Annotated in this window: 13 protein-coding genes; 6 read left to right on the forward strand and 7 right to left on the reverse strand. The window is 34.6% G+C overall.

Going from position 1 to position 19,123, the window contains the following annotated elements:
- Nucleotides 1-67: 67 nt before the first annotated feature.
- The gene (gene alr, locus ACQ654_RS14525; RefSeq protein ID WP_430411063.1) at nucleotides 68-1,177 is read right to left on the reverse strand and encodes an alanine racemase; all 1,110 of its coding nucleotides are present in this window, start codon (nucleotides 1,175-1,177) and stop codon (nucleotides 68-70) included.
- Between the two features lie 8 nt (nucleotides 1,178-1,185).
- Nucleotides 1,186-1,830: a thymidine kinase gene (locus ACQ654_RS14530; protein WP_430411064.1), complete on the reverse strand. Its 645-nt coding sequence runs from the start codon at nucleotides 1,828-1,830 to the stop codon at nucleotides 1,186-1,188.
- A gap of 105 nt (nucleotides 1,831-1,935) precedes the next feature.
- Here ACQ654_RS14530 and ACQ654_RS14535 point away from each other — a divergent pair, with 105 nt between their 5' ends.
- Nucleotides 1,936-2,709, forward strand: coding sequence for a hypothetical protein (locus tag ACQ654_RS14535; protein WP_430411065.1), 774 nt, complete (start codon nucleotides 1,936-1,938; stop codon nucleotides 2,707-2,709).
- 347 nt (nucleotides 2,710-3,056) lie between these two features.
- Here the strand turns inward: ACQ654_RS14535 and ACQ654_RS14540 are convergent, their stop codons facing one another.
- Nucleotides 3,057-7,130, reverse strand: coding sequence for a gliding motility-associated C-terminal domain-containing protein (locus ACQ654_RS14540; protein WP_430411066.1), 4,074 nt, complete (start codon nucleotides 7,128-7,130; stop codon nucleotides 3,057-3,059).
- 140 nt (nucleotides 7,131-7,270) lie between these two features.
- Here ACQ654_RS14540 and rsmI point away from each other — a divergent pair, with 140 nt between their 5' ends.
- On the forward strand, nucleotides 7,271-7,942 hold the full coding sequence (rsmI, locus tag ACQ654_RS14545; RefSeq protein WP_430411067.1) for a 16S rRNA (cytidine(1402)-2'-O)-methyltransferase: 672 nt from the start codon (nucleotides 7,271-7,273) through the stop codon (nucleotides 7,940-7,942).
- Nucleotides 7,943-8,215: 273 nt separating this feature from the next.
- Here the strand turns inward: rsmI and ACQ654_RS14550 are convergent, their stop codons facing one another.
- Both ACQ654_RS14550 and ACQ654_RS14555 read right to left on the reverse strand, forming a co-directional pair.
- The gene (locus tag ACQ654_RS14550; RefSeq protein ID WP_430411068.1) at nucleotides 8,216-8,650 is read right to left on the reverse strand and encodes a glycosyltransferase; all 435 of its coding nucleotides are present in this window, start codon (nucleotides 8,648-8,650) and stop codon (nucleotides 8,216-8,218) included.
- A gap of 56 nt (nucleotides 8,651-8,706) precedes the next feature.
- Nucleotides 8,707-9,894 carry a response regulator gene (locus ACQ654_RS14555; protein ID WP_430411069.1) on the reverse strand — a complete coding sequence of 396 codons (1,188 nt, stop codon included), beginning with the start codon at nucleotides 9,892-9,894 and terminating at the stop codon, nucleotides 8,707-8,709.
- A gap of 292 nt (nucleotides 9,895-10,186) precedes the next feature.
- On the opposite strand from ACQ654_RS14555, the gene ACQ654_RS14560 reads away from it, so the two are divergent.
- The 4 genes from ACQ654_RS14560 (at nucleotide 10,187) to ACQ654_RS14575 (ending at nucleotide 17,165) form a co-directional block, all read left to right on the forward strand.
- Complete coding sequence (locus tag ACQ654_RS14560) at nucleotides 10,187-13,267, forward strand: hypothetical protein (RefSeq protein ID WP_430411070.1); 3,081 nt, start codon at nucleotides 10,187-10,189, stop codon at nucleotides 13,265-13,267.
- Nucleotides 13,267-14,475, forward strand: a complete 1,209-nt coding sequence (locus ACQ654_RS14565; protein ID WP_430411071.1) for a hypothetical protein — start codon at nucleotides 13,267-13,269, stop codon at nucleotides 14,473-14,475. Before ACQ654_RS14560 ends, ACQ654_RS14565 begins: the two co-directional genes overlap by 1 nt.
- Complete coding sequence (locus tag ACQ654_RS14570; RefSeq protein WP_430411072.1) at nucleotides 14,469-15,983, forward strand: glycoside hydrolase family 2 TIM barrel-domain containing protein; 1,515 nt, start codon at nucleotides 14,469-14,471, stop codon at nucleotides 15,981-15,983. The genes ACQ654_RS14565 and ACQ654_RS14570 overlap by 7 nt, the downstream gene beginning before the upstream one ends.
- 108 nt (nucleotides 15,984-16,091) lie before the next feature.
- On the forward strand, nucleotides 16,092-17,165 hold the full coding sequence (locus ACQ654_RS14575; protein WP_430411073.1) for a Fic family protein: 1,074 nt from the start codon (nucleotides 16,092-16,094) through the stop codon (nucleotides 17,163-17,165).
- Here ACQ654_RS14575 and ACQ654_RS14580 read toward each other — a convergent pair.
- Both ACQ654_RS14580 and ACQ654_RS14585 read right to left on the reverse strand, forming a co-directional pair.
- Nucleotides 17,152-17,376, reverse strand: a complete 225-nt coding sequence (locus ACQ654_RS14580) for a helix-turn-helix domain-containing protein (protein WP_430411074.1) — start codon at nucleotides 17,374-17,376, stop codon at nucleotides 17,152-17,154. The genes ACQ654_RS14575 and ACQ654_RS14580 overlap by 14 nt on opposite strands.
- Before the next feature lie 417 nt (nucleotides 17,377-17,793).
- A complete protein-coding gene (locus ACQ654_RS14585) occupies nucleotides 17,794-18,999 on the reverse strand; it encodes a glycosyltransferase (protein WP_430411075.1) in 1,206 nt (401 codons plus the stop codon).
- Nucleotides 19,000-19,123: the final 124 nt, after the last annotated feature.

The following is a 19,123-nucleotide window of genomic DNA, read 5'->3' on the forward strand; positions in this document are numbered from 1 at the left end:
TATTTGAATCTAAATTTAGTGAAAAATAGTGCAACTTTAACATTTGCTATTATGAAGAATATAATACTTATCGAAGAAATACACGTTTTACTCGTTGAGAAACTGCTGTAAGCAATTCATAGGAGATTGTGTTTATTTTGGCGGCGAGTTCTTCAGCGGTTTGTCCTTCACCAAAAATAATGACTTCATCACCTTCATTGCAACGAATTCCTGTGATGTCAACCATAATCATATCCATACAAACATTTCCAATAATTGGTGCTAGTTTTCCGTTAATGACCACACTTCCAACACCATTTCCAAATTGTCGGCTAATTCCGTCCGCATGTCCTATAGGAAGTGTAGCAATGGTTTTATAATCATCAGAAACAAAAGCTCTGTTATAGCCAACGCTTTCTCCTTTTTCAATACGATGAACTTGGGAAATAACTGATTTTAAAGATGTTACAGGTTGTAGTTGTTTGTCAAATTTTGCTTCGTTTCCAAAACCATATAAACCAATTCCTGTACGAACCATATCAAAATGTGCCTCTGGATAGTTAAAAATCCCAGAAGTATTTACCATATGCAACATCGGTTTGTACTTCATTTCTTTTTCAAAAGTGGCGCTAATTTCCTTGAATGTTTTTATTTGAGCTGTCGTAAATTCTTTTTCGGTATGATCTTCCGAAGCCGCCATGTGTGAAAATAAAGAAATCGCTTTTAATTGTTTCAGTGTTTTTAATTTCTGTATTACATGATTTACATCAGATTCAAAAAACCCAAGTCTATTTAAACCTGTGTTGAATTTTATATGAACAGGGTATTCTTTTTTTCCTTGTTTTGCGGTTTCTTTCGCGAAAGCGGTAAATATCCGATCGTTATATAGACTCGGTTCCAAATTGTAGGCAATGGCATGTTTTAGGTTTACAACTTGCGGATGCAATACTAAAATTGGTTTGGTAATTCCGCCAGCTCTTAAGTACGCACCTTCTCGGATGTATGCAACGGCAAAATAATCGACATCAAGTTCATCTTGGAGGTATTTGGCAACTTCAATAGCATCGCTTCCGTATCCGAATGCTTTGACGACGGCTAAAATTTTAGTTCCAGTTTTTGTGATGGATTTTATAAACTTGTAGTTGTGTGCTAACGCCTTAAAATTAATTTCTAGGACAGATTCTTGAATGTGTAACATTATGGTAGTTAATTGTCTGATTGTTCATTGGGAATGATTTCATGAGCATTATCAACTTCAATCTCTTTCACAGATTCTTTAAGCATTGCTTTGTAGTAAGCAGCGCGACTCAGTGGTTCGTATTCGTCAGTTTCTCCAAGCAACACAAGATCGTCGCTTTTAGATTTTCTGAAACTATATTGTGCTAAGTTTCCTGTACGTGTACATACAGCATGTACTTTGGTCACATATTCGGCAGTTGCCATTAGTGCTGGCATGGGTCCAAAAGGATTTCCTTTAAAGTCCATATCAAGTCCAGCAACAATAACGCGGATTCCTTTATTGGCAAGATCATTACATACGGCAATAATTCCGTCATCAAAAAATTGGGCTTCATCTATTCCGACAACATCACAATTATCGGCAAGTAAGCGAATGTTTGCGGCGGCGGGAACTGGTGTAGAGCGGATTTCATTCGCATCATGCGATACTACTTTTTCATCATCATATCGAATGTCGACGGCAGGTTTAAAAATTTCTACTTTCTGCTTTGCAAATTGAGCTCTTTTGAGTCTGCGGATCAATTCTTCGGTTTTTCCAGAGAACATTGAACCACAAATAACTTCAATCCAACCAAATTGTTCTTTATGATTTACTGTATTTTCGAGAAACATTTTGTAATTTTCAAGTCGAAAACGAATTTATACTCGTTTTTGTAAAGGTGGAACAAATTTACTAAAAAACCAAAGGTTATACAACGACATTTAGTTTAAAAAGTTATGAAGAAAAAATTAGAAGGAGATTTAATAAGTATCGCACATCGAATCCTAAAGTTAAAGGGAAAAGAAGATGTAGTTGCTTTACATAAAGAAGCGAAAGAAGTTTTTGAAAAATTGTCAGTAATGCTATTTTTTGAAGAACAATTTAAAGATTCAGTACCAGATTATGCTGATTCTTCTTTTTTCCAAACGTTGGAAAATGTATACAATCATGATAAGGTAGAAAAGAATGCAGCAGAAGATGACATTATTCGTCATCATTTGGTTGCTGAAGATCCTGAGCAAGATGAATTGATAGAACCTTTAATGGAAACTATTAAAAATATGGTTGCCGAAATGCCTGAAGATAAAGAGCAAGAAACACTCGAAGATATTTTAGCAGATGTGTTGCCACAACCAACTTTTGTAAAGAGTGAAGAAGTAGCAAAAGAGATTGCAAAAGAAGTAGTGGTTGAAGCCGTTGCTCCAAAAGTTGAGGTTGTTGCCAAAAAAGTAGAAACGGTAAAAAGTGAAGAGAAACCAAAATCGTTAAATGATCGTTTGAATACAGGAATTTCTATTGGATTGAATGATCGTATTGCGTTTACTAAACACTTATTTGGTGATAATCAAGAAGATTATAATAGAGTAATTTCACAGTTAAATACGACAGCATCTGAAGCGGAAGCAAAGGACTTTATTTATAATATGATTAAGCCTGATTATAACAATTGGGACGGAAAAGAAGAGTACGAAACACGTTTTATGGAGATTATTGAACGAAAGTTTGCATAATTAACGTTATGCGAATACTGAACTTGATTCAGTTTCACATGAATAGATGCTGAATCAAGTTCAGTATCCATTCAGCGTCTTATTATACAATAACTATATTGGCAACGTTCATTTTTGTCTTGACACAAAAACGAACCAAAAAAGTCAAGACAATCTATAGGAAATTGCTATGCAACATTCGTTTATGCGCTGCATGCTTGAAGCTACGCTTTGCAATTCCGCTTTTCACTCATTGTTTCTGAAGATGGTCACTTTTACTTTTTGTGTATATATTTATTCTATCCGTCATGTAGAACTTTTTTTACACTGAGCAAAGTTGAAGTGCCTATATTCTATGTTCTCAAAATCTAATAATTAATATATACCCAACCTGTTTTTTCAGTGGTATTTCCTTGTAATTTTAGAATGTAAAAATAGGTTCCTGCTGGTAATTGTTGGTTTTTCTTGAAGATAACTGCTCCTTGGTTTGCTGTTCCATTCCAGTCGTTTGCGTAGTTTCGGGTTTTGTAAATAATAGTTCCCCAGCGATTGAAAATGATCAGTTCATTGTCTGAGAAGTGATCCAAACAAGCAATTTCCCAAACATCATTCACGTTGTCATCATTTGGAGAAAAACCACTCGGAATTTCTAAACAATCAGGTAATGTAAGTGCTTCCGCACTGTTATTTGTGATGTCTAAGTCAATTTCAGCTTGACTGATAATTTGAACAATATTTGTATAATCGTCAATATCGGTAACTGTGACCGTTACCGTCAATGTAGCCGAATTTCCCGCAGGAAGCGTCGCAATTGTCCATAATTGTGTGGTAGCATCATACAAACCTGTAGTTGTTATATGTGAAACATATTCGTAACCACTTGGAAGCAATTCTTCTATAACAATATTCGTTGCATCATCTGTACTGTTATTTGTAATCGTAATTGTAAATGCAATCGTTTCTCCAATAGAAGGCATTGGTGTATCAACTGTTTTTTCGATGCTTAAATCGACACAATTTACGATAGTTATATTCACAAGTGCTCTGCTAATTCCAGGGCAATTATTTTCGTTAATGACTTCAATTTCATACGAAGTATTTGTAGTAAGAATTGGGGTTTCAAAAGAAGTTCCTGTAAAGATAATTTGATCAGGATTTGAAGGTTCGTACCAATTGTACGTATACAAATCGTTTGGATTGTTGATGATTAATGTTGTTGCATTTCCGTTACAAATTTCGACATCATCAATGGTTACATCGACATCATTATGAATTTCAAAAACGCTGATTGACAATGTTGTTTCATCATCATCGGTAAATCCGTCATTTAAATCGTCACTATCAAAACTTGTAGCAACATCACTATCTAAATCGGGTAAGTTTGTAGCTGTAATTTCGGCAGTATTTTCATACTGATTTGTCACAATAGCATCTACATTTAAAATAGTGGCGACAACTTCTGCAGAAAATGTGTTGTTTCCAGCTGTAGCTGGAATAGAAATGTTTGAAAGTTCCCAAATTCCAGTAGCGTTTGTGTATGTTCCGCCTGAATTATCAGAAATATAACTAAAGCCTACAGGATTTAAAAAGTGTTCAATAGAACTATTAGCTGCATCATCAGGACCATTGTTTGTAATAGTTACTGTAAATGTAATTTCATCACCTTCACAATAGTCCGTTTGGTTTGCTGTTAAGGAAATTTCCAAATCGGCACTTGGTGGAAGCGGTAATACATTTAAGGTAGCAAAAACGTTGGTAGCATCAATATTATTTAAGTTTGAAAAATTCGTAAATTCATTCGTGTAAAAATCACTTGTAGCAGAAGTTACCAATACTGCAAAGGTACATTCGGCAACACCGTTTGGAAATACCAAATTGGCAACTCCGACAAAATCATCATTTATCAAACCGACAAAATCAGCAGTACAGCCATTACTATTTACCCAATATGGATCGCCTGCTAAGACAATTCCGTTAGGTAAATTATCGGTAAATGAAATACCCGATTGTGCCGCATTTCCGGGAATGTTACTAACTGTAAATGTGAGTAAGGAAGTTTGCGTTTCTAAAATTTCGTCAGGTGCAAAGCTTTTTTCAACTTGTGGAGAAATTACTTGTACACTTGAAATTGAAATGTTGGTACTTGGATCAAATTCTCCATTATTTGCAAGATCGGGTTGTACTTCGGCTACATTATTAAATGAACCTCCAAAATTTGGTGCAGTTACAGGAATTCGCAATTGAATTCTTGCTTCTGGATCTAACAACGGAATGATTCCATCAATGATATTTCCGTTTACATTAAATGTGCTAATACACGTAGCATTTCCGTTCGTAACTGTACATGTTGGTGTTCCTGTAATTGTAAATGCATTATTAACAATGGTACTAAATGCCGCATCAGTTGCTGTAGAACTTACAACGCTGTTGGTAATATCTACAATCCATTCAAAATTTGTATTGATTGGTACTGTTGGCGATGAAGGAAATGTTTGTATAATTAAATCTACGCAAGGAGTTAAATAACTGTTTGCAGCAGCTTCTTTTGTAATATCTAAATCTATCACAGTACTTGTAACACTATTGGTAACTCTGGTAACATTGCTTGAACATTCAGGTGTCCAGTTGATGACAACTTCAAACGTAACAGAACTTTCAGGTGGTAACTCCCAATTTTCACTGGCAGTAATTTCCCAAAAAACATCGTCTTCTGTAGTATAAGCAACTCCAATATTAGCATTTGTTACAGTAATACAATCAGCTGTTCCTGTAGTTTCAATACAATTTACAGATTGCAAAATAGCCGTTACATTATTGGTTTGTAGTACTGGAGGCGCTCCGTAAAAGTCACTAATTGTTAGTGGAATTGCTACTAAGTTATCATTTGTGGCAGTAATATGATAGGTAATATTTCCCCAAGGAATTGGCTCACTTTCAGAACCGCCTAACGGTAATACAGGATCTACTTGTGTTTTGGTCAATGTAAAATCTAAAGCATCTACACATTGGTCAGTTCCGGTTGCAACAGGAAGAAAAACATTTCCAAATTCATTATTATCATCAGGATTACAATCAATATGCTCTAACATATTAACTGTACTTCTATACGGAGAGGGAACAATAAAATCTACTGGGCAAATGGGTTCAATATAGCGAACGACAGTTCGGGTTACAATTTGTGCTCCAGACGGAATCATAAAATTTTGTACTTCCCAAAACTGTTGTGATGTCATTGTATCATATACAACATCTCCACAATTAAGTCCGCCAGTAGCACTGATACATTCTACAGATATAATTTCCCAAGGGTATCCCAGATTTTGTAAGTAAAAAAGAATGGTTGTATCTAAAGGGCCATGATTAGTTACCGTTGTTTCATAGGTTACCGTTTGATTATAGTCTGAAATAATAGCACTTCCTGGAGGATCTGTTTTAATGGTAAAAATAGATACATCTGTACACGGACATATTGTAGCAAACAGTAAGTCGGTTAGTTCAATATTTGAACTAACATCAGGAAGTGATGCATCTTCAAAACCTATTTTAGCAAAACTTCTTCCAACAATAAGGTCTGGAATTTCTCCACAATTTCCTTCAAAATAAGCATACGTTACACTAAATGTTACGCTTGATTGTGACGGGAAAATAATCGGGTTTTCATAAATATACATTTCCTGTGTTGGAATCACTACTGACGGATTCCCTACAGTTACACCTAAACTTGGTGGGCAAGCGGCTCCATTTGTTGTGTTAATACAAGAAACGGAAATCAATTGTACAAGTGCCGTTCCGAAAATAGCATCTGATTGTATGGATTGCGATAAGCTAAATTCGCTAATAGGATATTCAATAGTACTATTATTTGTAATTGTAACTTCAAAAGTAACCTGATCGCCCCAAGCGGTAATTCCAGTTCCAGATGACGGCGAAACTTGCTCATAATCTACTGAAAAATCGATCGGAATATTAGTAACATCCATTGAAACAATTGCAATATTACTATCGGGCATTGTATCGGTTGTTCCTGTTGGTGGAAAAATTTCGGCAGTAGTAGAAATTCCTCCCAAAGAAATAGGCGCTCTAACGTTAATTTGAATTTGTACGCTAGAACTTGTAGGCATATTGGGAAGTATTCCTGTAATGGTATCTGTACCAGTATCAAAAGCCAAATTTGACGCTAAATCTGCGCCGCCTAATGGATTGATACTTTGCACTGAAACAAATACTACGTTAGGATGCAATTGCTGTGAAAATGTAGCATTACTTACGGTATTTCCTGAATTACTTACGGTAGTTATATAGCTAAATTCTTGAAATAGAAAAACATTCGGAATTGTACTTCCGTTTGAATCAACGACTTCAATACTTACTGATAAATCAGTAGTCTGACTCCATAATGATGCAGATATTAATAAGAAAAATAGGTAAAAAAGTCGGTTCATATATAATAAATGATACGCAAAATGATAAAAGGTTGCGTATATATAACAATAAAGATAGGGTAAATAGGACTTATATTTTTTTAATAGTTACTTTTGAATCGAAATTTACTGATAATTTCAATTTCTAAAATTTTGCATTAATGAAACTTTACATCGTTCCTACACCAATCGGAAATTTACAAGATATGACCTTTAGAGCCGTTACGGTTTTACAAAATGTCGATTTGATTCTTGCAGAAGATACACGCACGAGCGGAAAGTTATTAAAACATTTTGAAATTAGTACACACATGCAAAGTCATCACATGCACAACGAGCATAAAACAACAGAAATGTTGATAAAACGTATGCAAGCAGGAGAAACATTTGCTTTAATAAGTGATGCTGGAACGCCTGCAATTTCTGACCCTGGGTTTTTGTTGACACGTGCTTGTATAGCAAATAATATTCCTGTAGAATGTTTGCCTGGCGCAACGGCTTTTGTGCCTGCGTTGGTGAATAGTGGATTGCCAAATGATAAATTTGTCTTTGAAGGGTTTTTGCCTGTAAAAAAGGGAAGACAAACACGATTTAACATCTTGGCGGAAGAAACGCGCACGATGATTTTTTATGAATCGTCACACAAATTGGTCAAAACCTTGGGACACTTTTGTGAATATTTCGGCGAAGACCGACAAGTTTCTGTTTCTCGTGAACTCACAAAACTCTACGAAGAAAACATTCGCGGAACCGCAAAAGAAGTATTAGCATACTATCAAAACAAACCACCAAAAGGGGAAATTGTGATTGTGGTTGAGGGAAAGGGAAAATAGCGATGAGGTTTTAGTAGTGAGAATTGAGGTAAGGTTTTTGAATAGTTAGATAATTTTACGTCAAGCTGAACTTGATTCAGCATCTCATTGAGTCAAGAAGCAAGAAGCTTGATGAAAAATAGTGCTTTCAAAGCACTTCTCGATACAAATTTGTTACACAAATTCACTCGAAGTGATGTTTATTTTCTAAGCAAATATGTATTATCAATTTGAGTAAAAGATTCAAAACCCAACACCAAAAAGCAAAGCGACCAAAAACCTAACAGCCAAATATCAACTCGCTTTCTCCAAAATCCCATACAACGAAAACACATTCTTATGGAGCATTCGCTTGGCTTTTTTAAACAAGTTCATCACAATACCTTTTTCTTGTTGTATAATCTGAAAAACGCTTTCAAGAACCTTAATATCTTTTGAAGTATACTTTTTCAAACACAAAATATAAGGTAAGTCATTTTTACTTGTCAAATATCGAACGCCAGCTTTAATTGCGGCTTGATGACCACGATCTTTTTTCACATCAATAATTGAAATTGGAATTGCTGTTTCTTCTTTTATTTCTTTCAATAAATCAAGCGTTTCATCTGTACTTCCGTTGTTTACAAAGCAAACATTCAATTTTGTTTTTTTAACAAACAGCTGTATAAAACGTTGTACTTCAATTGCGCTTTCATCATTACGGAATACTATTAAAATTCCAATCTTCATCGTGTCAATTATTTTAAGGTTTAGGGGAACTAGGGGAAACGTGTTATTTTTTATGTTTATGCGATTTCTAGATCTACATTTGAGTTGTTTTTAGCTGTAACTTTTTTTTTACCTCTGTACGACCAAGCAATTTGTCCTAACTGTCCAATAATTTTGATAGAATCTTTCATTGATAACTTTGAACCATCTGCGTGAATCCAACGTTTTAAAGGTTTCTCACACATCATTGCTCTCGCTTTATCCAATCCGAAATGTCTACGCATACGCATGAAGATTTCTACATCAAACAACCACTTTGTGATAAACTTCTTGTCAAACGAAAGATTAATTACATCTTTATGAAAAATCTTCGCACCACATTGTGTGTCTTTAAAATTCATCGATAAAATAGTTCTGATAATCAAATTGATTGTCAAACTGATAATTTTACGCGCAGATTCTTTCGTAATATTTGCGCCCATTCTACTAATTCTTGAACCGCTAACAATTTTAAAATCTGAATTTTCAATCGTAGAAACCAATTCGTCAAAATCAGCCAAATCGGTAGACAAATCAGCATCTAAAAACCCGATATAATCTAAATCTTCTTGCTGTGCCATGTGTAACATTCCTAAACGAACTGCTTCTGCTTTTCCGCCATTTTTCTCACAATCATACACCGCAATAAAATCTTCTCTACCTTTTTGTAAATTGTGCAAAACCTCTAGCGTTGCGTCTTTACTTCCATCATTTACAAAACACAAACGATATCCTGAGTTACGATCTACAAAATCTGTAAACTCTGTACTCAATAAACGTGCTGCTTCGTTATAACAAGGAATCACCACACCAACACATCGTTGTTGAATCATTACGGTATTTGTATTGGCAACAGTTTCCGTTTTTGGAACACCAATCAATCGTTTCACACGAGCACAAACTTCGTTTAAACTCAACGGTTTTTTCATATAATCGTTAATACCTAAATCAAAACCTTCAGTAATCATTTCATCATCTGTATTTCCCGATAAAACCATTACTGGTGTGTTATCTTTTTTGTCTTTTCGAATATGTTTTACGATATCCATTCCAGAAACGGCTGGCATATTCATATCAACAATTACTAAATCTGGTTGAAACGTATTGTACAATTCCATTCCTTTCATTGCGTTTGTTTCTGTGATTACTTCATATCCTAATTCGGTTAATCTACTTTCTAAAGGAATCAAAACTAATTTTTGGTCGTCAATAGCTAAAATTTTCATCGTGTATGTATTTAATTAGATTCGTATTATTTGAGTAACATTCGTTCGTATTTATATTGTTTTTCGAATGACTTACAGGTCAAAAGTAGGTTGGATTCGCTGAGAATTTTGACAGAAACACCTTAAACGGAACTATCTTTAGACGAAATGCAATTTGCTTTAGTCCAATTAAAAATTACACCGTTTATCTTTATTTCATCGAAAAAAGCTTTTTTACGAATTATAGAGTCTGTAAGTAAATGACTATATTTCTAGCAACGGTTTTTAATTATAATAAAAAGGATAGACTCTCATGAAAGAGACCACAAACAAACTATTACTATTGGCACTACTTCTCGGAGTTGTGTTTCACGGTACAGCTATCTTTTTCACACTCGAAACTACGTACGATGCACTAATCCATTTGTTCTTTGCCGATCATTATGCAAACAGTTGGTTTGAACCTTGGAACTACAAATGGTACACAGGTTTTACCGTAATGAGTTATCCGCCATTAGTACATCAATCTATAGGTGCGTTATCACTTATTGGCGGCTTAAAATTTGGAATGTTTACGGTTGCAATTATTGGAGTCATACTATTCATTACAGGCGTATATCGATTCTCTTTATTAATGACAGGAAACAAAAGAGTTGCAGGATATGCGGCTATTTTGGCGGTATTTTCATCTTCGTTTGTAGAAACTTTACACATCTTTGGGCAATTGCCAAGTATTGTTGGAATTTCAGTATTAATGCATGCCCTTCCGGAGATTTATCTCTGGCTAAAAACTGGCAAATACAAATACTTACTAACATCGCTTTCGCTGATTGCAGTGACGGTAACCTCACATCATGTAACGCCAATTTTCGGAATGATCTTTTTCATATTTCCATTAATCGGAATGGTCATTATGGATGCTTCTCGCGAACGTGTAAACACAATGAAAGAAGTTACATTGCTCGTATTTTGGAGAAACTTTTGGAAGCTTTTCAAACGCATTGTGAGTTTCGGAATGTTGTCATTAGTCATCATTGTCGGATGCATTTTACCATACTGGATCAACTCCAAAAACAATCCAATCACGCAAGTGCCAATTCCGCATGGTTCACGCGATCACTTCTTAGAAATCACTTCTTCAGGATTGGTTTTCTTTTTAATTCCTTGGGGAATATTACTCTTCTTATTACCATACATTTTCTATAGATACTACAGCAAACGTTACCTGTTTTTTGGTCTATCAATTACACTATTATTTGTGTTAGGAACTGGCGGAACAACGCCAATTCCGAGAATGTTATTGGGCGAAACCGCTTTCAATATCTTAACATTAGACAGATTTACCTTGTGGGCTTCTATCATGTCGTTACCGCTTTTTGGTGAATTTGGTTATCGTTTTGTGGAAGGCGATTTAAAAACATTTTTACAAGAAAAATTTGGCGCTGTATACCATAGAATTATAGGTGGCGGATTGGCAACGTTATTTGTCTTCATGACGATTTTTACAATGAGTTTGGGTTATTTCAGACCTTCGCAACCGCAAAAAATAAACATGTTACCCATTGTGAATTTCTTAAACCAAGATGATCACGATCAATGGCGATATTTAACGCTTGGTTTTGGCGATCAAATGGCTTGGTTATCGGCACAAACAAACGCACTGACGGTTGACGGAAACTATCATTCTGCACGACGTTTGCCAGAACTCACCACACGACCAATAGAACGTTTGGAAAACTCAAAATTTAAAGGCGTTGCCGGAATTGGTTCGTTACAACAATTCTTAACAACTCCCGAAAAATACAATCTAAAATATATCTTTTCAAATGATAAATTCTACGATCCAATTCTCTATTTCTGCGGTTGGCAACGGTTGCCACAATTAGAAAACGGAATTATGGTTTGGGAAAAGTTGAATGTTCCGCCACTTTCTTCCATTTTGCCGAAAGATGCCATTTCAACCTGGCAAAAATTGTTGTGGGGAATCATTCCGTTTCTCACAGTAATCTTAGCGTTTGTATTAAATATTCAACCCATATTTCTGAGGTATATTCAGCGAAAGCGAAATGATTCAGAAGCCTATTTACAATTCAATAAAAGCTATACAAAATTTTCTAGCAACATTGTAAAAGTGAGTCATATTTGGGCACTAATTTTAATTGGAATTCTAGCGTTTGGAACCTATCAATTCTATATCAAAAATGATGCGCAACGTTCGCCTGAAAATGTAGTAAAAGCCTATTACGATGCTTTAGATTTCAAACAGTTTGAAACCGCACACAGTTTTATCAATCCAGAAAATAAACTAACAATTGCACAATACATGTTAGAAATTTCGTCTACAGATGGATTGTTAAGTTCGTACGCAAAACTAGACGCGATAGAAACTGAAATTAAAACGAAAACGGATAGTTTGGCAACGCTAAAAGTTAGCACAAAGTGGATTACACCATTAGAGAAAATTGAAAAAACAGCTTATAAAACGGTTATAAAACGTGATGGAAAGTGGTTTTTAGAAGCAGAAATGGTAGAAGCCGATTTGCCTCCAGATCAATTGTTCTCAAATAATAAAACTGCCTATTTCAATCATGGAAGACGACGCATTACTACCGAACAAACCTATCATGAAGATGTATTGAAACAACCTGTTTTAGAAATTATTTCGGCAAAATTAGTCAAACATAACGGACATTACGCCATTGTAGGCGAAGTGCAAAACATAGACAATGTGCCAGCTGATGTGGTGCTAAAAGGAACGTTGTACAACGACGAAAATGTAGAATTGGCAACCTACAACGCAAAATACCACATGAAGCATAAATTGATGCCGAAAGAAGTGACATCGTTCCGAATAAACTTTGAAGGAATTGCGTGGTCCAAAACACAAGATTCCATTCCAGAAACCTTCAATCCAGACGAATTTACGCCTGTGGAATTAACTGATACGCCAACAAAATTCAACTTGCAAGCCGCAGGAAATGTTTCAGGTTCCGATTTGTACAAAAACATCGTACTGAGCGATTTAAATATTAACCCAAAAACAATCGACGGAAACTTATTTAATAGTGGATTGCAAGAAATTACGGTTCCGCAATTATTAATCACATATTATGATGAAAACAAACAACTTTTGTGGGTTGATCATCAGTTTTCAGACAAAGGAATTCGTCAACAACGGAAACAACCGTTTCGTTATGAAATTGCAGGAAATGACACGATAAAAATCATTAGTACAAACATGGAAAACTGTTATGTAAACGGTTTGCCAAACGAAGACATTTCTGCCAAAATACTATCAAACAGAAAACAAATCAACGTGTTACAAAAAATTTCGCATCCAATATACAGTTATGTGAAAATTGAAATGAACGCGTATATCGGAAACCCAAAATGATGAACTTTAAATACCTTTTATATTGCTTTTTCTTTTTTGCGTCAAGCGCGAACGGATTCAGTACGAGCACAACCGAAACAATTCAGCTAGAAACTTCCGAACGCGAATTTACGGCTGGTGAAACCATTGTATTGACATTTTCGGGAACGCAAGATGCTTCCATTATGTTGTATTGCGCCAATAGTTACGGAACCACGTTGGTTTCTCCAAAAGCGGAAAATAATCAATTGCAGTATACGATTCCAACACAAATTAGTAACAAAATCGGAATTGTCAACTGGAAGCTTTTAAGCACTAACAATTCACTTTCAGGAACATTTACTATTGTTTCGCAAGCAATACCAGTTGCTATGGAAACTTATGTTGGTCCGCCAAGTATTGCGGCTGGAAACAAAGATTATACGATGTTAGTGGTGATTCCAACAGATGCTTTAGACAATCCTGTAAAGTCAACTACACAAGTGAATTTACAACGTCAGTTTTTGTCAGATGAAAAAGAAGAAACGATTCTGACGAAAAATCTAATCGCATATCAAAATATATATTCGCCAACAGAAAGTGGAAGAATGTTATTAGCAACCGAATGTTTAGGCTTGAATTCTAAAGAATATACAGTAAACGTTTTGCCTGCCATTTCTACAGATTTTGAAATTTTTGCCAAACGATCACACGAATACGCAGATGGAAACCAAATCACGACGTTTACGACTTCGGTTTTAAAAGATGAACACAATAATGTGGTCAGCGATGGAAGTTATGTAGAATTCTTCATCACAAATACTGATGGAAACATTTTAAAAACTGCAGGAACGACTATTGATGGTGTTGCCACTGCAAAAATGATGCATCCTGATCATGCAGAAACCTGGAGCGTAAAAGCGTTTGTAACTGGAATTTCGGAGAGTAACACAATTTTGCTCACGTATAAAAAAGTGATTGAAGACTTTACGATTACATTCTCAAAAAACAACAGAAACATTGAAGTTGGTCCGTTAAAAAGCTTTATGAATCAACTCATTCCTGATGGTTTGCAAGTGAAATTGATCGTTTCTCAAAATGGAAAAATGATCAAAACCTATCTAAAAGAATCGCGTGATGGTTTTGTAAATTTTGAATTGAATCCAAACATTTTTAGCAACGGAAATTACGATCTAGAAATCTTAACCGCAGGAATTACAAAAACAATTAAAAAGAAGAAACTATGGTAAAAGCAGACAAAAACATCATGCGTGGACTCTTAGTGTTTTCATATATATTCATCATTTCTATGCTGATTTTCTTAATTAGTAGCTCGTTTAGTTACCTAAATACGGGCGCAGACAGAAGCAAAATGTTGCATACGGAAGTTAAAAAAGCGGAAGTATATCTTCCAAAAATGGTTTGGACAGATGACGGAAATGAAGGTAGAAAGCTAGATGCGCAAACACTCGCAAAAATTGAAAACGATTACCTAGACGCTTGGTATGTTAAAAATATGGCGTACAAAACCAACTCGACAACAGGAATTGATGATTTTTATACGGATAACGCGCGTAAAAATATTTTTGCTTTTATAGAAGACAATAAAAAACAACAGATTTCTGTAGACGCAACAACACTTTCACACGAACCGAATATTGAATTTTTTAGTGAAGACGGACAACTTATTGTGTTGAAAGATGAAAATGTAGTGGAATACAAACAAGTCTATAAAGATGGGAAGTTTGTGATGGAAACGACGGAAACTGCCAATTATAAAGCTATTTTATTACTGGAAGACGGTTTTTGGCGCGTACGTCATTTGGTGAAAGAAAGCGTAAAAGCGCAAGATAAAACTCCAGCAACGAAAACAGTTTCAAATCTAAATATAAAAGGAATTAATTACTATCCGCAAGCAACGCCTTGGGACATGTTTGGTGATCAGTTTGATATGGAAATTATCAAAAATGACTTTGATATTATGAAAAATGCTGGTTTAAATACCATTCGAATTTTTGTGCAGTATGAAGATTTTGGCAAAGCGAATGTAAACCAAGATAAACTTGAAAAACTACAACAAGTTTTAGATGTTGCCGAAACCAAAAAACTCAAGGTTGTATTGACACTTTTCGATTTCTACGGAAACTATGATGTATTAGATTGGACCTTGACGCAACGACATGCAGAAACGATTGTTTCTAGATTTAAAAACCATGATGCAATTTTGGCTTGGGATATTAAAAACGAACCAAATTTAGACTTTGAATCACGTGGAAAACAAAACGTTTTGGCTTGGTTAGAAAGTATGATTACGCTTGTAAAATCAATTGACGACAAACATTTGATAACTATTGGTTGGTCCAACACGGAAAGCGCACATTTGCTACAAGATAAGCTCGATTTTGTGTCTTTTCATTACTACGAAGATAAAGCTAATTTTGAGCAATCGTATATAGATTTAAAAGCAAAAGTTCCCAACAAACAAATCGTTTTAGGTGAATATGGACTTTCGTCGTATGGCGGATTTTGGAAACCTTTTGCGGGATCAGAAAAGAAGCAAGCAACGTATTACAAAGAAATGCAGCAAGTGCTGAAAGTGCAAAATATTTCGTATTTGGCTTGGACATTGTATGATTTTGAAGACATTCCGAGTTCGGTTGTTGGGAATCGTCCTTGGCGAACGAATCCACAGAAAAAGTTTGGGATCATTGATAAAGATGGGAAGCGGAAGAAGGCTTTTGAGATTTTGATGGAGTGATATTTATACTTTCAAAAACTACTAATTTATGTAATAAAAAGTCTCATAACAAAAAAACATGTACTTTATTTTGTATTTTTGGTACATATAACGCAGATACGAGACAAAATGCACCAAGTAAAAAGCCTTGATAAGTTACCACCAAAAAGCGAGAAAGTAGAGACGTTAAAAATTTTTAGGCAATTAAGTAAATCATCAAAATCTTTAGGAGAATTAAAAGGAATTGCCCAAACGATACCTAATCAAGAAATGCTTATAAATGCTGTTGTGCTTCAAGAAGCAAAAGATAGTTCTGAAATTGAAAATATAATTACTACACAAGACGAATTATATAAAGCATTAACAACTACTGAAAAACAAGTACCAGAAGTAAAAGAAGTTATAAATTATAGAAAAGCAATTTTTTTAGGATATACTTTATTAAGTAAACAAGGTTTTTTGAGATTAAAGGATATTGAATTTTTACAGAAAACAATTATTGAAAACAATGCAGGAATTAGAAATATTCCAGGAACTGTTTTAAAGAATGATAAAACTGGCGAAGTAGTATACATGCCTCCACAAGACAAAGAACAAATATTAGATTTATTAGGTAATTTCTTGGAATATTTTAATTTGAAACAAGAAGATTTCCCTCCATTAATAAATTTAGCAATATTGCATTATCAATTTGAAAGCATTCATCCTTTCTATGACGGAAATGGACGAACAGGCCGCATACTTAATATTTTGTATTTGATAATTAATGATCTTCTAGATATCCCAATTTTATATTTAAGTTCGTACATCAACGAAAATAAAACTGATTATTACCGACTTCTAAATAAGGTAAACAAAACGGATGAATGGGAAGAATATATTTTATATATCCTAAAAGCAATTGAGGTAACGGCGAATAGGACGATAAACAAAATAAGTACTATTAATGAATTACTTTTTGAAACTATAAGAATAGTACAAATAAAATTACCGAAAACATACAAAAAAGAACTTATTGAATTACTATTTGAGCAACCATATTCAAAAATTGAATACGTAGTGAAAAAACTAAATGTTGAAAGAAAAGCAGCATCGAGATATTTAAATAAGTTAGAGAAAATAGGAATTGTAACTTCTAAGAAAATAGGTAGAGAAAAAATTTATATTAATGATAAATTAATTGAAATCCTTAAAAAGCATTAAAATCCACCAACTCCTTCAAAGAAACTTCCAAAGCATTGGCAATTTCTAACAAGGAATAAATAGTTGGGTTCACTTTTCCATTCTCTAGTTTTTCAATCGCTTGTCTGTCTTTATTACAAGCGCGCGCCAAATCAGATTGATTCCAACCTTTCTGACTTCGTAATTCAACAATACGTTGACCAATTTTCTTTTTTAATTCTTCTTTATTCACAAAAACAAATGTCAACTAATTATACGACAAAAATATGAAGAAGCATAGAATTTTAAAAATACACAACAAGTTTCAGTTAAGAGCTTGGAATAACAATACGATTGTACCAGAGATTAAGTTTCAAATCGGGATATAAGGTTGTGATTGAACAACAGCAACATAAATTGGTGATTACGTTGCAGAAGTGATTTTGATTTTCTGTTGTCATTCCTGCGAAGGCAGGAATCCATAGTACTTCAAAGTGGATTTCGCATCAAGTGCGGAATGACAAAGACGATTCGATTTAACTATCAGGATGATTAATAAACCTTCGTCGTACTAAACTGTGTACAGAACTTGTCGAAGTACAGTATCAGATAAGAGTGAGAAAACAATTTAAAATTCAACATCTAACATTTAGAATAAAAAAGAACAAGTCTAACAGCTAACAGCAGAGCAATTTAAAAGCTTTCCTTCAATAATCGCTTCAAATTCCTGCAAATACATATCCGTAATGCGTTCCATAGGAAATGCAGTAGCAGCTTTGTAATTGGCGTTTCCGAGCGAAATTCTATACGTTTCGTTTGTTACAATTGCTTCAATGGCATTTGCTAAACTGTTTACACTTGTAGGTTCGAAAAATTCACCTCTGTAACCTTCATCTTTAACAAGCAACGCTAAATCGCCTAAATCTGGCATCACAACTGCTTTTCCGTAACTTCCCGCTTGGTGCAAAACGCCCGAACTTCCCGTTGTAGACGTATACGGAAATACTACAACCGCACTTTCTTGGAATAATGGTGCGACATCAGCTTCTTCCACATACCCTGTAAATGTCAATTGTGAAACGTGCTTGTATTGTTCTTGTACGTTAGCCAAATAGCCTGGCACATTAGGGTTATCGGTTCCTGCAATGACAATTTCTAAATCTAAACCTGAAGTTTTGCGAACTTTTTCCACAGCTTCAATCATAGCTTCTACTTTTTTATATGTTCCAAACTTTCCAAATGTCATTATTTTTAATGGTCCTTTCGGTAATTTGTAAGTTGGATTCTCTGGAATTTCAAACGTTCCGTGCGGAATCATTTTTACATTATCGGCTACATATTTTTCTTGTAATACAGCTACATATTTTTGCATGGTTACTGCAACTGTGTCTGCTTTTAACAATAATTTTGTTAAGCTTGTTCCGATGAAATTATATGCTTTTTGTAAGATTTTATTTGAGGTGAATCCGGCACTTCCTAAATCAACTTCTTCTAAGATATTGTGCAATAACACAATGTTTGGAATGTTTTTTAGGGAACAAATCCAAGGAAGCATCAAACCTAAAGCGGCCGCAATTTTTTTGTCGCCAAATTTCATGAATTGCAAGTTGAATAAAACCGCATCAGGTTTTGTCTGATTGATTGTTTTGGTGACTGAAAAGATGTTTTTGTAACTGTTAAATTTCCAGCATTCTTTTACTGTAATTTTACAACCGTTTTCTGAGAAGTTCAAATCTTTTGCTTCTGGTGTTGCATCTGTTAACAAAATGATTTCCGTAATGTTTTCCTTCTGGCGAAAGCTCTTTACTAAGTGATATGCGTATTCGTTTAAGGTTACTTTACTTGGTGGATATGCTGTTACAATTGCTAGTTTCATGATGTGCTTGTTTTTAATTATAGTACAAATTTGCATTTTAAACCTGTGAAAAATAGACGAGTTGTGTTGAAATGCAATTAGGTTTCGGTGAAAGGAAAGAGTGTTTAGATTTGGTTTTTTTGGA

It is taken from the genome of Kordia sp. (assembly GCF_965283645.1).
Taxonomy (GTDB): domain Bacteria; phylum Bacteroidota; class Bacteroidia; order Flavobacteriales; family Flavobacteriaceae; genus Kordia.

Bases quoted from the DNA above. Each gene is read 5' to 3' on its own strand.
- ACQ654_RS14575 (WP_430411073.1), top strand. From the start codon at position 16,092: ATGCACCAAGTAAAAAGCCTTGATAAGTTACCACCAAAAAGCGAGAAA.
- ACQ654_RS14530 (WP_430411064.1), bottom strand. From the start codon at position 1,830: ATGTTTCTCGAAAATACAGTAAATCATAAAGAACAATTTGGTTGGATT.
- ACQ654_RS14535 (WP_430411065.1), top strand. From the start codon at position 1,936: ATGAAGAAAAAATTAGAAGGAGATTTAATAAGTATCGCACATCGAATC.
- ACQ654_RS14550 (WP_430411068.1), bottom strand. From the start codon at position 8,650: ATGAAGATTGGAATTTTAATAGTATTCCGTAATGATGAAAGCGCAATT.
- ACQ654_RS14585 (WP_430411075.1), bottom strand. From the start codon at position 18,999: ATGAAACTAGCAATTGTAACAGCATATCCACCAAGTAAAGTAACCTTA.
- ACQ654_RS14560 (WP_430411070.1), top strand. From the start codon at position 10,187: ATGAAAGAGACCACAAACAAACTATTACTATTGGCACTACTTCTCGGA.
- rsmI (WP_430411067.1), top strand. From the start codon at position 7,271: ATGAAACTTTACATCGTTCCTACACCAATCGGAAATTTACAAGATATG.
- ACQ654_RS14565 (WP_430411071.1), top strand. From the start codon at position 13,267: ATGAACTTTAAATACCTTTTATATTGCTTTTTCTTTTTTGCGTCAAGC.
- alr (WP_430411063.1), bottom strand. From the start codon at position 1,177: ATGTTACACATTCAAGAATCTGTCCTAGAAATTAATTTTAAGGCGTTA.
- ACQ654_RS14570 (WP_430411072.1), top strand. From the start codon at position 14,469: ATGGTAAAAGCAGACAAAAACATCATGCGTGGACTCTTAGTGTTTTCA.
- ACQ654_RS14540 (WP_430411066.1), bottom strand. From the start codon at position 7,130: ATGAACCGACTTTTTTACCTATTTTTCTTATTAATATCTGCATCATTA.
- ACQ654_RS14555 (WP_430411069.1), bottom strand. From the start codon at position 9,894: ATGAAAATTTTAGCTATTGACGACCAAAAATTAGTTTTGATTCCTTTA.